General features: G+C 58.7%; 9 protein-coding genes and 3 tRNA genes. 7 read left to right on the forward strand and 5 right to left on the reverse strand.

From position 1 onward, the window contains the following. The first annotated feature begins 122 nt into the window (after nucleotides 1–122). A complete protein-coding gene (gene lon / locus ACR0J1_RS02030) occupies nucleotides 123–2,531 on the forward strand; it encodes an endopeptidase La (RefSeq protein WP_480729799.1) in 2,409 nt (802 codons plus the stop codon). Nucleotides 2,532–2,580: 49 nt separating this feature from the next. On the opposite strand, the gene ACR0J1_RS02035 is transcribed toward lon, so the two are convergent. Beyond that, nucleotides 2,581–4,167, reverse strand: coding sequence for an APC family permease (locus ACR0J1_RS02035; protein ID WP_480729797.1), 1,587 nt, complete (start codon nucleotides 4,165–4,167; stop codon nucleotides 2,581–2,583). Nucleotides 4,168–4,369: 202 nt separating this feature from the next. On the opposite strand from ACR0J1_RS02035, the gene ACR0J1_RS02040 reads away from it, so the two are divergent. Continuing rightward, entirely contained in the window at nucleotides 4,370–4,597 is a 228-nt protein-coding gene (locus ACR0J1_RS02040; RefSeq protein WP_480729795.1) for a hypothetical protein, read from the forward strand. 76 nt (nucleotides 4,598–4,673) lie between these two features. Here ACR0J1_RS02040 and ACR0J1_RS02045 read toward each other — a convergent pair. Then, nucleotides 4,674–4,748 (reverse strand) — tRNA-Val (locus ACR0J1_RS02045). A 216-nt stretch (nucleotides 4,749–4,964) separates the two neighbouring features. Here ACR0J1_RS02045 and ACR0J1_RS02050 point away from each other — a divergent pair. From ACR0J1_RS02050 to uvrA, 4 genes are all read left to right on the forward strand, one after another. Beyond that, nucleotides 4,965–5,041, forward strand: a tRNA-Asp gene (locus ACR0J1_RS02050). 52 nt (nucleotides 5,042–5,093) lie between these two features. Further along, nucleotides 5,094–5,170: transfer RNA gene (locus ACR0J1_RS02055), tRNA-Asp, on the forward strand. A 105-nt stretch (nucleotides 5,171–5,275) separates the two neighbouring features. Continuing rightward, nucleotides 5,276–5,662, forward strand: coding sequence for a methyltransferase (locus ACR0J1_RS02060; RefSeq protein ID WP_480729793.1), 387 nt, complete (start codon nucleotides 5,276–5,278; stop codon nucleotides 5,660–5,662). Between the two features lie 286 nt (nucleotides 5,663–5,948). Then, nucleotides 5,949–8,807 carry an excinuclease ABC subunit UvrA gene (gene uvrA, locus ACR0J1_RS02065; RefSeq protein WP_480729791.1) on the forward strand — a complete coding sequence of 953 codons (2,859 nt, stop codon included), beginning with the start codon at nucleotides 5,949–5,951 and terminating at the stop codon, nucleotides 8,805–8,807. A gap of 368 nt (nucleotides 8,808–9,175) precedes the next feature. Here the strand turns inward: uvrA and mmsB are convergent, their stop codons facing one another. Genes mmsB through ACR0J1_RS02080 form a run of 3 tightly spaced genes read right to left on the reverse strand, consistent with a single transcriptional unit; the run spans nucleotide 9,176 to nucleotide 12,242 of the window. Then, a complete protein-coding gene (gene mmsB, locus ACR0J1_RS02070) occupies nucleotides 9,176–10,048 on the reverse strand; it encodes a 3-hydroxyisobutyrate dehydrogenase (protein ID WP_480729789.1) in 873 nt (290 codons plus the stop codon). 3 nt (nucleotides 10,049–10,051) lie between these two features. Beyond that, complete coding sequence (locus ACR0J1_RS02075; RefSeq protein WP_480729788.1) at nucleotides 10,052–11,092, reverse strand: enoyl-CoA hydratase/isomerase family protein; 1,041 nt, start codon at nucleotides 11,090–11,092, stop codon at nucleotides 10,052–10,054. Nucleotides 11,093–11,099: 7 nt separating this feature from the next. Continuing rightward, nucleotides 11,100–12,242, reverse strand: a complete 1,143-nt coding sequence (locus tag ACR0J1_RS02080) for an acyl-CoA dehydrogenase family protein (protein ID WP_480729786.1) — start codon at nucleotides 12,240–12,242, stop codon at nucleotides 11,100–11,102. Between the two features lie 163 nt (nucleotides 12,243–12,405). Here ACR0J1_RS02080 and ACR0J1_RS02085 point away from each other — a divergent pair, with 163 nt between their 5' ends. Beyond that, the gene (locus tag ACR0J1_RS02085) at nucleotides 12,406–13,266 is read left to right on the forward strand and encodes a hypothetical protein (RefSeq protein ID WP_480729785.1); all 861 of its coding nucleotides are present in this window, start codon (nucleotides 12,406–12,408) and stop codon (nucleotides 13,264–13,266) included.

Here is a 13,266-nt window from a genome sequence, read left to right on the forward strand (position 1 = left end):
GACACGGCGATAAGCTTGAAACGGGCAGACAGGAGCCCCACGTTTATCGTCCAAGATAGGAGACGGCCAAGCGTTGCCTTGACAAGGGACCGGTGCCGTCTTGCCAACGATAAGGATAGAGCATGCAAGAACCTCTGAATTCCTCATACCCCGTCCTTCCGCTGCGCGATATCGTGGTGTTCCCACACATGATCGTGCCGCTGTTCGTGGGCCGTGACAAATCGGTCCGCGCGCTGGAAGAGGTAATGCAGGATGACAAGCAAATTCTGTTGTCCAGCCAGATGGACCCCGGCGACGATGACCCGGATATTGACGGCATCTACCGCTCGGGTGTGCTGGCCAATGTGCTGCAACTGCTGAAACTGCCCGATGGCACCGTCAAGGTGTTGGTCGAAGGGCAGGCGCGCGTGCAGATCACCGAGTTTCTGGATAACGACAACTTTTTTGAAGCCCGCGCCGAATATCTGACCGAAATCCCCGGTGACATGACCACGACCGAGGCGCTGCTGCGCACCGTCGCGGATGAGTTCGAGCGCTACGCCAAGGTGCGCAAGAACATCCCCGAAGAGGCGCTGACCGCTGTTGGCGACACGACCGAGCCGGCGAAACTGGCCGATCTGGTCTCGGGCCATCTGGGCATCGAGGTCGAGCAAAAGCAGGAACTGCTTGAGACGCTCTCGGTCAGTGAGCGGCTTGAGAAGGTCTATGGCCTGATGCAGGGTGAGATGTCGGTCCTGCAGGTCGAGAAAAAGATCAAGACCCGTGTCAAATCCCAGATGGAGAAGACGCAGCGTGAGTATTACCTGAATGAACAGATGAAGGCCATTCAGAAGGAACTGGGCGATGGCGAGGACGGCAGCAACGAAGTTGCCGAACTGGAAGAAAAGATCGCCGAGACCAAACTGTCGAAAGAGGCGCGGGAAAAGGCGGAAGGTGAGCTGAAGAAGCTCAAGAATATGTCGCCGATGTCGGCCGAAGCCACCGTTGTGCGCAACTATCTGGATTGGATTCTGGCGCTGCCTTGGGGCACCAAATCCCGCGTCAAAAAGGATTTGGGTCGCGCGCAGGATATTCTGGATGCCGATCACTATGGCCTTGAGAAGGTCAAGGAACGGATCGTCGAATATCTGGCGGTGCAGCAACGGTCGAAAAAGCTGAAAGGCCCGATCATGTGCCTTGTCGGCCCTCCGGGTGTGGGTAAGACCTCGCTGGGTAAGTCGGTCGCACGGGCCACGGGGCGCGAGTTCATTCGCATTAGCTTGGGCGGTGTGCGCGACGAATCCGAAATTCGTGGTCACCGTCGGACTTATATCGGGTCGATGCCTGGTAAGATCATTCAGGCGCTGAAGAAGGCAAAAACCACGAACCCGCTGATCTTGTTGGATGAGATTGACAAGATGGGTCAGGATTTCCGTGGCGATCCAGCCTCGGCGATGCTGGAAGTGCTCGACCCTGAACAGAACAGCACGTTCATGGATCATTACCTGGAGGTCGAATATGACCTGTCCAACGTGATGTTCCTGACCACGTCCAACAGCTACAACATGCCCGGGCCTCTGCTGGATCGGATGGAGATCATTCCGCTGGCCGGTTACACCGAGGACGAAAAGAGCGAGATCGCCAAGCAGCACCTGATCGAGAAGCAGGTCAAGAACCACGGCCTGAAAGACAAAGAGTTCGAACTGACCGATGAGGCGCTGCAGTCGATCATCCGCACCTATACCCGTGAGGCGGGTGTGCGGAACCTTGAGCGCGAGATTGCCAAGGTTGCGCGGAAATCGCTGACCAAGATTATCAAGAAAGAGGCCGAAGCCATCACGGTGACGCCCGACAATCTGGATGATTTCCTCGGCGTGCCCAAGTTCCGCTATGGTCTGGCCGAACAGGACGATCAAGTGGGCGTGGTGACCGGTCTGGCCTGGACCTCTGTCGGCGGTGATCTGCTGCATATCGAGGCGCTGAAGCTGCCCGGTAAGGGGCGCATGAAGACCACCGGTAAGCTGGGCGATGTGATGAAGGAATCCATCGATGCGGCGTCGTCTTATGTGCGGTCGATTTCGCCTCAGATCGGGGTTAAGCCGCCGCAGTTCGACAAGATCGACATCCACGTGCACGTGCCTGATGGGGCCACGCCCAAGGATGGCCCGTCGGCGGGTCTGGCGATGGTGACGTCGATTGTCTCGGTCCTGACCGGCATTCCCGTGCGCAAAGACATCGCCATGACCGGTGAGGTGTCATTGCGTGGTAACGCGATGCCGATCGGGGGTTTGAAGGAAAAACTGCTGGCGGCGCTGCGGGGCGGCATCAAGACCGTTCTGATCCCCGAAGAGAACGAAAAAGATCTGGCCGACATCCCGGACAACGTGAAGGAAGGCTTGGATATCATTGCGGTCAAGCATGTATCCGAAGTCCTCGAGCAAGCTCTGGTACGCAAGCCTGAGCCCGTAGAGTGGGATGAAGCCGCTGAGGAGGCCGCTGCAGCGGCCGCGAAAGCTGCTGAAAGCACAGGCACCTCTGCGACTGCGCACTAAAGCTCAGAAAAATGAACGAAAGGCGGGGCGCGGCCCCGCCTTTTTTCGTTCAGAGCCCGATTACGGGCTCTGCCGGGCCCAATAGTTCCTCTTCGGCGACATAGGCCTGAAACTTTTCATCCGACAGGGACGATCGCACCGCAAGTGCAAAGATCACCACGGCGAACACCGCACATAGCAGGATGTCCCAGCCAAACGGAATTTGCTTTTGGGCTCCATCTCCGAACTGACCCATGTACGAGATTAGTCCCAGTCCCCCAAGATAAGGCAGCAGCCACAGCGCCTCGGTGGCGTCCATCTCGTCGAGCCGGTTGTGGAAGCGGATCAGAAGCAGCACCATTCCAACCAGCAGAGCGATACCCAGCCTCCAGACGGTATCCCAACCGCTCCAATAGACGATGAGCGTGGAAATCGCGAATGCGGTAGCGCCCACAAGTTTGACGGCGGGAACACGGATAGATCGGGGGTGATCCGGTAGCAGTTCCCTGAGGCAGACCACCGCGATCGGCCCCACGGCGAACGACAGCACAATCGCAGCCCCGTTCAGAGCGATGACCGTCGTAAAGGGCACGGTCAGAAGAAAGACCATTCCGATCAGGAAGTTCAACGCCAACGCCCACAGCGGCACGCCGAACCTCGACAGGAGTTGCAGGCGTTTCGGCAGGAACCCATTCTGCGAAAGCGCCAACGCAATCCTGGCATTCGAACCGGTTGCAACCAAACCATTGCCAAAGGGCCCGATGACCGAGCCGATGTTCAACAGGCTCAGAAACCACAAAATGCCGACAGACATAATGATACCGTCAAGCGGTCCTTGTCCTCCGAAATCAAGGCTAGCCCAGCCTCTGCTGATCATCGTCGGGTCAAGCGCACCGATGAACGCGATCTGCAGGCCGACATAGATCAGCGCGCACAGTGCAATCGACAGAACCAGAGCCGCCGGGATTGCGAATTTCGGATTGCGCACTTCGCCCGCCATATCAACCACATGCCGGAATCCGATAAAGGAAAAGATCACGCCTCCGGTCGACACGGCTGCCATGATCCCCTTGAGCCCGTAGGGTGCAAATCCGTCAGGCGTTGTCAGGTTCTGCGCGTCAAAACGGGTGAGGATCAACAAGATAGACAGAAAAACCGGGATTGCGATTTTGGCCCAGGTCAGCACCGCGTTCACCTGAGCAAAGAACTTCACTCCTAAGGCGTTCACGGCCACGAACAGTAACATGAACAACAAAGCCACCGAAATGCCAGCGCCCGTCAGGTCACCGGTATCTGCGGCGTGTAGCCAAGGTGCATAGGGGGCGAGGTATTTCAACATCGCCTCAACCTCGATCGGTGCGGTGGTGTTGTAGCCGATCCAGGCGGTCCATCCCATCGCCATCGACACGATATTGCCGTGCGAAAACTGCGGCACACGCGCGATACCGCCGGGGATCGGCAGCATGGCCGAGATCTCGGCAAAGGTAATCGCCAGAATGAACATGGCCACGGCACCGATGATCCAAGACAGGATCGCCGCTGGCCCGGCGTGCTGCACCGCCAGTAGCGGACCGAACAGCCAGCCGGACCCGATGATGCCGCCGACCGAGATGAAGGTCAGGCCGACAAGGCCGATTTCCCGTTTCAGATCCGCCATGTCATATCCCGTCCGTCCGCAAGATCAGCATAATCAGTCAAGCAGATTTCTGGCAAGCGTTGAGAAACAGACGAAAATCCCCGGGCTTCTATGGGGTGGCCCTAAGCTATGCAGCCCGAACGCTGAGCGCGGACGTTAATGGTGGAAAAACGGACAAAGTTCAGGCACGTTGAATTCCTGCGCCACGGAGGGAGAAATCGGAGTGCCCCAGTATAACGATCTGTTTGAGCTTTCCGTTGAAGATATGGATCTGATCGAAAAGGCAATGCGCCAGGCTATCGCGTCGAAATCGGGTGAACCGGCTCAAGAGTCCGTCGAGGACAAAGCCGCACGCGAAGATTTCCTGCACAAGATGCATGATCTCTTGGGTCGACTTCATGACCAGAAGATATTCTATCGACCCAGAGCAGGCGTTTATGTCAGCGGTTAATCGACGGCGGGCTGGCTGAAGCCTGCCAGAAAAGCACTCGGCGAACACGTCATAACGCACTGAACTAAAGGAGGAGTGGTGGGTGATAAGAGATTTGAACTCCTGACATCTTCGATGTGAACGAAGCGCTCTACCACTGAGCTAATCACCCATAGCCGGGGCTCATACATCGGCTTTGCGCCGTTCGCAAGGCGAAAGCTTGCATTCTGCCGGTGGCGGTCAGCGTTTGCCTGATCGGTGTGGGCAGGTGGAAAACTCGACGCTTTACGAAAAAATCGGTATCGGACAAAAAACTTGAAAACGCCGCTTGACGCTGCCCGACCGGGGCCATAATACACCCCAACGTTCAGCAATGAACGGGCAGTGGGCGGTTGTAGCTCAGTTGGTTAGAGTACCGGCCTGTCACGCCGGGGGTCGCGGGTTCGAGCCCCGTCAACCGCGCCATCGCTGCCAGCCTTTGATCCGGGCAAACGGATCGCACAGAGACCCTAAATGCGCGGTTGTAGCTCAGTTGGTTAGAGTACCGGCCTGTCACGCCGGGGGTCGCGGGTTCGAGCCCCGTCAACCGCGCCATTTTCCCGCTCAGATTGGATATGAAGACATTGGTCGGACGCGTTTTCTGACGACAGCCGGATCCCGTCGTGATCTATTGCCCGAAACGCAGTCGGAGGGCCCCGCGTGACCAGTCTGAACCGTGTGATCATGGCCCGACGCAGCCGCCAGTGGATCCGCGATCTTAATCCGTCTGCGCTGGATGTGGTTGAGATTTCTGGCACATGGGGCAATCAGTTCGGGTTTCGCAGCTACCAGCAGGTCGGGCTCAACCAGCATGATATCTGCAGCGGACCGTTGCTGGACGAACAGAGAAGGGTCCGGCAATTCGATCTGGTGCTTGCCAATCAGGTTTGGGAACATCTCGACCGTCCGTTCGAGGCGACCTTGAACGTGCAAGAGATGCTGCGCCCGGGTGGTTATTTCTGGCTGGCGGTGCCGTTCTTTATCCCGTTCCACGCGGCCCCACATGATTGTTCGCGCTGGTCTGCCCGCGGCTCAGGAACCTGCTGACCGAATGCGGATTCCATCCGGCGTATATCCGGGCGGAACAGTGGGGCAACCGGCAGGCGGCGCTGCGGAACCTCGAACCGGACTGGCCTCCGGTCTATGATCCCCAAACCGACGATCTGGACAATGATCCGGCATTTCCGATTTGCGCGTGGGCATTGGCACGTAAATCGGTGGGTTAGGGCGGGCGCCGTCGAAAATCAGCTCGTTCATACTTTGTTCTCATTTTTTGGTTGGAGACTCAGCGCCGCTCGCCTATGTCTAGGGGACGTGTGTGTTGGGGGCCAGAATGGCTGAGCTGAAGAATATCGAGGTGCGCGGCGCGCGCGAGCATAACCTCAAGAGTATCGATGTCGACATCCCGCGGGATCAGCTGGTGGTGATCACCGGCCTGTCCGGTTCGGGCAAGTCCTCGCTGGCGTTTGACACGATCTATGCCGAGGGGCAGCGGCGCTATGTCGAGAGCCTGTCGGCCTATGCGCGGCAGTTCCTGGACATGATGGAAAAGCCGGATGTCGACCATATCAGCGGTCTGAGCCCGGCAATCTCGATTGAGCAGAAGACGACCTCGAAGAACCCGCGTTCGACCGTGGGCACCGTGACCGAGATCTACGACTATCTGCGTCTGCTGTTCGCACGCGCTGGAACGCCTTTTAGCCCAGCAACCGGCCTGCCGATTGAGGCGCAGCAGGTGCAGGACATGGTTGACCGGATCATGACCATGGACGAGGGGACGCGCGGTTACCTGTTGGCCCCTATCGTGCGGGACCGGAAGGGGGAGTATAAGAAAGAATTTCTGGAGCTGCGCAAGCAAGGCTTTCAGCGCGTCAAGGTAGATGGCGAATTCTACGAGCTGGACGAGCCGCCGACGCTGGACAAGAAGTTCCGTCATGACATCGACGTGGTTGTCGACCGCCTGGTCGTCCGTGAAGGGATGGAGACGCGGCTGGCCGACAGTCTGCGCACCGCTCTGGATCTGGCCGACGGCATCGCCATTCTTGAGACCGCGCCAAAGGAAGGCGACCCGGAACGGATCACCTTCAGCGAGAATTTTGCCTGTCCAGTCAGTGGCTTCACCATCCCCGAGATCGAACCGCGCCTGTTCTCGTTCAACGCGCCCTTTGGGGCCTGTCCGGACTGCGACGGGTTGGGGGTTGAGCTGTTCTTTGACGAAAGGCTGGTGGTGCCCGACCAGACGCTGAAACTGTATGACGGCGCGCTTGCCCCTTGGCGCAAGGGGAAGTCGCCATATTTCCTGCAGACCATCGAAGCCATCGCGCGCCATTATGAATTCGACAAGAACACGCCGTGGAAGGACCTGCCCAAGAAGGTGCAGCAGGTGTTTCTGCGCGGCTCGGGCGACGAGGAAATCCAGTTCCGCTATGACGAGGGGGGCCGTGTCTATCAGGTTACCCGCAGTTTCGAAGGCGTAATCCCTAATATGGAGCGCCGCTATCGCGAGACTGACAGCGCCTGGATTCGGGAAGAGTTCGAGCGCTATCAGAACAATCGCCCCTGCGGCACCTGCACCGGCTACCGTCTGCGTGCCGAAGCCTTGGCCGTCAAGATCGCCGGACTGCATGTGGGGCAGGTGGTGCAGATGTCGATCCGCGAAGCGCTGGCTTGGGTCGAGGATGCGCCGAACCATCTGAGCGTGCAGAAGAACGAGATTGCGCGGGCCATTCTCAAGGAAATCCGTGAGCGGCTTGGATTCTTGAATAATGTGGGTTTGGAGTACCTTACGCTGTCACGTTCAAGTGGCACTCTGTCAGGTGGTGAAAGCCAGCGCATTCGGCTTGCCAGCCAGATCGGTTCTGGCCTGACAGGAGTGCTTTACGTGTTGGACGAGCCGTCGATTGGCTTGCACCAGCGTGACAATGACCGTCTGCTGGGCACGCTCAAGAACCTGCGCGACCAAGGTAACACCGTAATCGTCGTCGAACATGATGAAGAGGCGATCCGCGAGGCGGACTATGTCTTCGATATCGGCCCCGGCGCGGGCGTACATGGCGGACAGGTGGTAAGTCACGGCACACCGGATCAGATCGCGGGGGATGCGGCCTCGATCACGGGTCAATATTTGTCGGGCACAAGCGAGATTGCGGTGCCGGCCGAGCGGCGTAAGGGGAAAAAGCAGAAGGTGACGGTGGTCAAGGCGACCGGCAACAACCTCAGGAACGTGACGGCCGAATTTCCGCTGGGCAAGTTCGTTTGCGTCACGGGCGTGTCGGGCGGCGGTAAATCCACGCTGACGATCGAGACGTTGTTCAAGACGGCCTCGATGCGCCTGAACGGCGCGCGGCAGACGCCTGCGCCTTGTGAAACGATCAAGGGGCTCGAACATCTGGATAAGGTGATCGACATCGATCAGCGTCCTATCGGGCGGACTCCGCGTTCGAATCCAGCGACTTACACAGGTGCCTTCACCCCGATCCGCGACTGGTTCGCCGGTCTGCCCGAGGCCAAGGCGCGCGGGTACAAGCCGGGCCGGTTCAGCTTTAACGTCAAGGGCGGGCGGTGCGAGGCCTGTCAGGGCGACGGTGTCATCAAGATCGAGATGCACTTCCTGTCCGATGTCTATGTGACTTGTGAAACCTGCAAGGGCGCGCGTTACAACCGCGAGACGTTGGAGATCAAGTTCAAGGGCAAGTCCATTGCGGATGTACTTGATATGACAGTGGAAGATGCGCAGGAGTTCTTCAAGGCCGTCCCCTCGATCCGCGATAAGATGGATGCGCTGGCCCGCGTTGGGTTGGGCTATATCAAGGTTGGCCAGCAGGCGACCACGCTGTCCGGCGGCGAGGCGCAACGGGTCAAGCTGTCAAAGGAGCTGAGCAAGCGATCTACGGGACGGACGCTCTATATCCTTGACGAGCCGACGACGGGGCTGCATTTCGAAGACGTGCGTAAGCTTTTGGAAGTGCTGCATGAACTGGTGGATCAGGGCAATACGGTCGTGGTGATCGAACACAATCTGGATGTGGTCAAGACCGCCGACTGGATCATCGACATCGGCCCCGAAGGCGGCGATGGCGGCGGTCAGATCGTTGCAGCAGGTACGCCCGAGGACGTGGCCACGTGCGAGCGCAGCCATACCGGGCAATACCTTAAACCGATGCTGGATGGTCAAAAGGTAGCTGCAGAGTGATGCTCGCACGGAGAAGTGCGCTCACTGCCGGCCTTGCTGTTTTTGGAACCTGTTTGCATGCAGGTCCGTGCTCGTTGTCGCGGAGCCACTGCGACTGCAGTGCCTTGTTTTCCGTCATCGAAACAGATGATCCCAAGTTTGATCTGAGACTGCGAGAGATTGCGAAAACCCTCCGGGAGGGTGCCTATCCGGGGAACGGCATGCAACCGGTCGACGCTTACATAGATCATTTAATTACGCAATGGCGAGACACCAAAGCTGATCACGATGGTTCGATCAAGCTGGCCAAAGCACTCGCACGGTGTGAGCATTATTTGTAGGGCGACGTTAAGCCGCCCGCTATGTTGATCACGCCGTAGGGGTCTGATCTACTCTCGCCCACGCTTTTCGAAACGAGGCAGCATCGCGGAGAAGTCGCGGCCCAGCCCGTCCTCGCCTTCGACGAACTGCTCATAGAGCGCGGTGGCGATCTGCCCCATCGGGGTGTCCGCATCGGCGCTTTCGGCGGCCTGCTGGCTGAGGCGCAGGTCTTTCAGCATCAACTCGGCAGCGAAACCGGGCTCATAGCCGTTATCAGCAGGGCTTTGCGGTCCGACCCCAGGAGCCGGGCAGTAAGCGTTCATCGTCCAGCTATAGCCTGAGGATGTGCTGACGACGTCAAACATCTTTTGCCGGTCCAGACCCAGCTTGTCGGCCAGCGCAAACGCTTCGCAGGTGGCAATCATGGTGACGCCGAGAATCATGTTGTTGCAGATCTTGGCGGCCTGACCGGCGCCCGCTTCGCCGCAATGTACGGCCTTCTGACCCATAATGTCGAACAGAGGCACGGCCTTGGCGAACGCGGCTTCGGATCCGCCTGCCATGAAGGTCAGCGTGCCCGCCGCAGCCCCGCCGATACCGCCTGAGACGGGTGCATCGACCGTCAGAAGTCCGGCGTCCAGCGCTTGCTGGGCCACGGTGCGGGCGCTGTCGACGTCAACCGTCGAGCAGTCGATGAACACGGCGCCGGACTGCATGGCCGGAATGACCTCGTCCGCCACCGCGCGCAGGATCTGGCCGTTGGGCAGCATCGTGATGACGGCATACGCGTTGGCCACGGCCTCGGTGGCGGCAGAGGCCATTGCAACACCTTCGACCGCGATATCGGCGCGGTCGAAGCCGATGACATCATGCCCTGCCTTGACCAGATTGGCAGCCATCGGGGCACCCATGTTGCCCAGTCCAATGAATCCGATTTTCATCCCTTACTCCTCTGCAAAACTCAACGCATCCGCCCCAAGCGGTTGCAGCATTTTTGAAACGGCGGTCGCAGGCACGTCCATGTTGGCAAATTGCCATTTCGGATTGCGATCCTTGTCGATGATCAGGGCGCGGATGCCTTCCAGAAAGTCCCCATGCTCCATCGCGCGATAGGTAAAGCGATATTCCATATCAAGCGCCGTGCGCAGGGTCAGGTTTGGCCCGCGCAGGCGGTGCAGCATTTCAATCGTGCAGGCCATCGAGATCGGCGCATTCCGCTGCAGTCCGTCGAGAATTTTCGTCGAAAATTCTTGGTCTCGGTTGCGTAGGTTGTTCAGGATGGCAGTCAGTGTCTCACCGGCAAACAGCGCGTCGATCTGCGGTTGCAGATCGGGTAGATCGCCTTTCGGCGGCGTTTCGGCGTGATCCGCGACTACGTCTGCGCGCCCCGAGGCCTCGAGCAGTTCAACGAGTTCGGGCCAACGTTCCTGTGGAATGAAATGATCGGCAAAGCCCGCGTAGATCGCGTCTGCTGGGCCCATGCGATGGCCGGTTGTGCCCAGGTATTCCCCCAAGCGCCCGGGGGCCTGCGCCAGCATCAATGATCCACCCACATCCGGGATGAGGCCGATCGAGCATTCGGGCATCGAGATTTTCGAGCTTTCGCCAACGACCCGATGACTGCCATGGCATCCTATGCCCACACCACCGCCCATGGTGAAACCCTGCAGCAAGCTGATCACAGGTTTGGGGTATTCGAAGATCAAAGCGTTCAGGCGGTATTCGTCCCGCCAGAATGTCCGGCCATAGTCGAAATCGCCACTGGTGCCGGTGGCGTATAACTCTGCTATGTCGCCGCCGGCACAGAAGGCCTTGTCACCTTGGCCGTCAAAAATGATCAGATCAACCGCATCATCCTCGCGCCAGTTGCGCAGGGCGGTATCGATGGCCATGCACATCTCATAGCTCAGCGCATTCAGGGCTTTGGGACGGGTCAGGGTGATGCGCCCGGCGCGCCCGGCGGTTCGGATGTCGATGTCAGCCATTCAGCCCTCAGCGGTTTGTGAGCATTTGGCGCGCGACGATGACGCGCATGATCTCGTTGGTGCCTTCGAGAATTTGATGCACCCGCAGATCGCGCACGAGCTTTTCGATGCCGTAATCGGCCAGGTAGCCGTAGCCGCCGTGCAATTGCAGGCACTGGTCGACCACTTTTGATCCCGTCTCGGTCACGAATTTCTTGGCCATGGCGCAGAATTTGGTGGCATCGGGCGCGCCCTGATCGAGCTTCCATGCCGCCTGACGCAGGAAGGTGCGTGCGGCCTGCAATTCGATCTCCATATCCGCGAGGCGGAACTGCAAGGCCTGAAACTGGTCGATGGACTGACCAAAAGCCTTGCGCTCGGACATATACTGCAACGTCATATCCAGCCCGTTCTGCGCCGCCCCCAGAGAGCACGAGGCGATGTTCAGACGCCCGCCGTCCAGCCCCATCATCGCGTATTTGAAGCCGTCGCCCTCGGTGCCGACCAGATTGCCAGCGGGGATTTTGCAATCGTCGAACTGAACCTGTGCGGTAGGCTGGCTTTTCCAACCCATCTTCTGTTCCAGAGCGCCGAAGCTGAGGCCGGGGGTGCCGTCTTCGACATAGACTGTCGAAATCCCCCGGGGGCCTGCCTCGCCAGTGCGGACCATGCAGACATAGGCATCCGAATAGCCGCCGCCCGAAATGAAAGCTTTGGAGCCGTTCAGGGTATAGCCTTCGTTGGTCCGCTCGGCCCGGGTTTTCAGCGCGGCGGCGTCCGAGCCCGAGCCGGGTTCCGTCAGGCAATAGCTGAGGACGGTCTGGAGGCTGAGGATATCCGGCATGATCCGCGATTTCAGATCATCGCTGGCGAAACTGTCCAGCATCTTGGCGCACATATTGTGGATCGACAGGAAGGCCGCGACCGAGGGGCAGGCCATCGACAGGGCCTCGAACACAAGTGTTGCGTCCAGCCGGCTCAGGCCTGACCCGCCGCTGTCTTCCGAGACGTAGAGGCCGCCAAAACCAAGCTCTCCGATCTTGGGCCAAAGGTCTTTGGGGATGGTGCCGTCGGCTTCCCACTGGCGTGCAAAGGGGGCGACGTGATCCTGGCCAAAAGCGTAGGTCATGTCGAAGATGGCTGTCTGTTCCTCGGTCAGCGCGAAATCCATGGTGTCTGGCCCCTGTTTCTGTAGAATTGAACGGTCGTTTCTTTATGCCCCAATCCTTACAGAAATTTTGCAGCAACGGCAAACGCTGTGCCGCCATTTGGGGGATTTCGGCGGCTGCGGTATGATGACGGTATTTTACCAGCAGATATTACGGAGCATCCCAATGGCGACACATAAACTGGCCGTAGTTGCGATTCACGGAATGGGCAGCCAATACAAGCCGCAGGGCCAACCTGCGTCGACAACACCGACCTTTTCCAAGGGGCTGAAGCAAAGGGTGGCGCGCCGCGTTGGCGCGGATATGAGCGACGTTATCTGGCACGAGGTTGTCTGGGCGCAGGTGCTGCAGGGGCGGCAGAAGGACTATCTGAAGAAGATCAACCGCAGTTTGGGCTATGACAAGCTGCGCGAGTTCGTGGTGTGCAATCTGTCGGATGCCGCATCCTACCGGCCCACGCCGGACGACAATGACAAGATTTACGATGCCATTCATCAAAAGGTCGAAAACGTCATGGGCGTCGTCAGGCATCAGGTCGGGCCGGATGGCCCGGTTCTGATCCTCGCGCATTCGTTGGGTGGGCACATCATGTCGAACTATATCTATGACATGCAGCGGCATCTGCGACAGGGCGGCACACCGGTGCATCAGACTAATGTCGAGAACATGAAGACCGTCGCAGGCATCGTCACCTTTGGCTGCAACATCCCGATTTTCCTGTTCGCCTATCCTGAGAATGAGATCTTCCCCATCATGGCGCCGAACCGGGAATTACCGCCTGCGCTGCGCTTTCGGACCTGGTGGTACAACTACTATGACCGCCATGATGTTCTGGGGTTCCCGCTGGGCAAAAGCGCCCCGAGCTATGCGCAACTGGAGCAGGATCGGGCGCTTCGGGACAAGCCCATCAATGCGGGCAAGATCTTTACCTCGTGGAACCCGTTATCCCACAACGGCTATTGGAAAGACCGCGACCTATACGAACCGGTCGCCGACAAGATCAAAGAGATTCTCGCCGCTGTCTGA

This window comes from Ruegeria sp. CJ3 (genome assembly GCF_056536725.1).

What these genes read in the sequence shown, in the direction of transcription:
- lon (WP_480729799.1), top strand. Translation starts at nt 123, where the DNA reads ATGCAAGAACCTCTGAATTCCTCATACCCCGTCCTTCCGCTGCGCGAT.
- ACR0J1_RS02035 (WP_480729797.1), bottom strand. Translation starts at nt 4,167, where the DNA reads ATGGCGGATCTGAAACGGGAAATCGGCCTTGTCGGCCTGACCTTCATC.
- uvrA (WP_480729791.1), top strand. Translation starts at nt 5,949, where the DNA reads ATGGCTGAGCTGAAGAATATCGAGGTGCGCGGCGCGCGCGAGCATAAC.
- mmsB (WP_480729789.1), bottom strand. Translation starts at nt 10,048, where the DNA reads ATGAAAATCGGATTCATTGGACTGGGCAACATGGGTGCCCCGATGGCT.
- ACR0J1_RS02075 (WP_480729788.1), bottom strand. Translation starts at nt 11,092, where the DNA reads ATGGCTGACATCGACATCCGAACCGCCGGGCGCGCCGGGCGCATCACC.
- ACR0J1_RS02080 (WP_480729786.1), bottom strand. Translation starts at nt 12,242, where the DNA reads ATGGATTTCGCGCTGACCGAGGAACAGACAGCCATCTTCGACATGACC.
- ACR0J1_RS02085 (WP_480729785.1), top strand. Translation starts at nt 12,406, where the DNA reads ATGGCGACACATAAACTGGCCGTAGTTGCGATTCACGGAATGGGCAGC.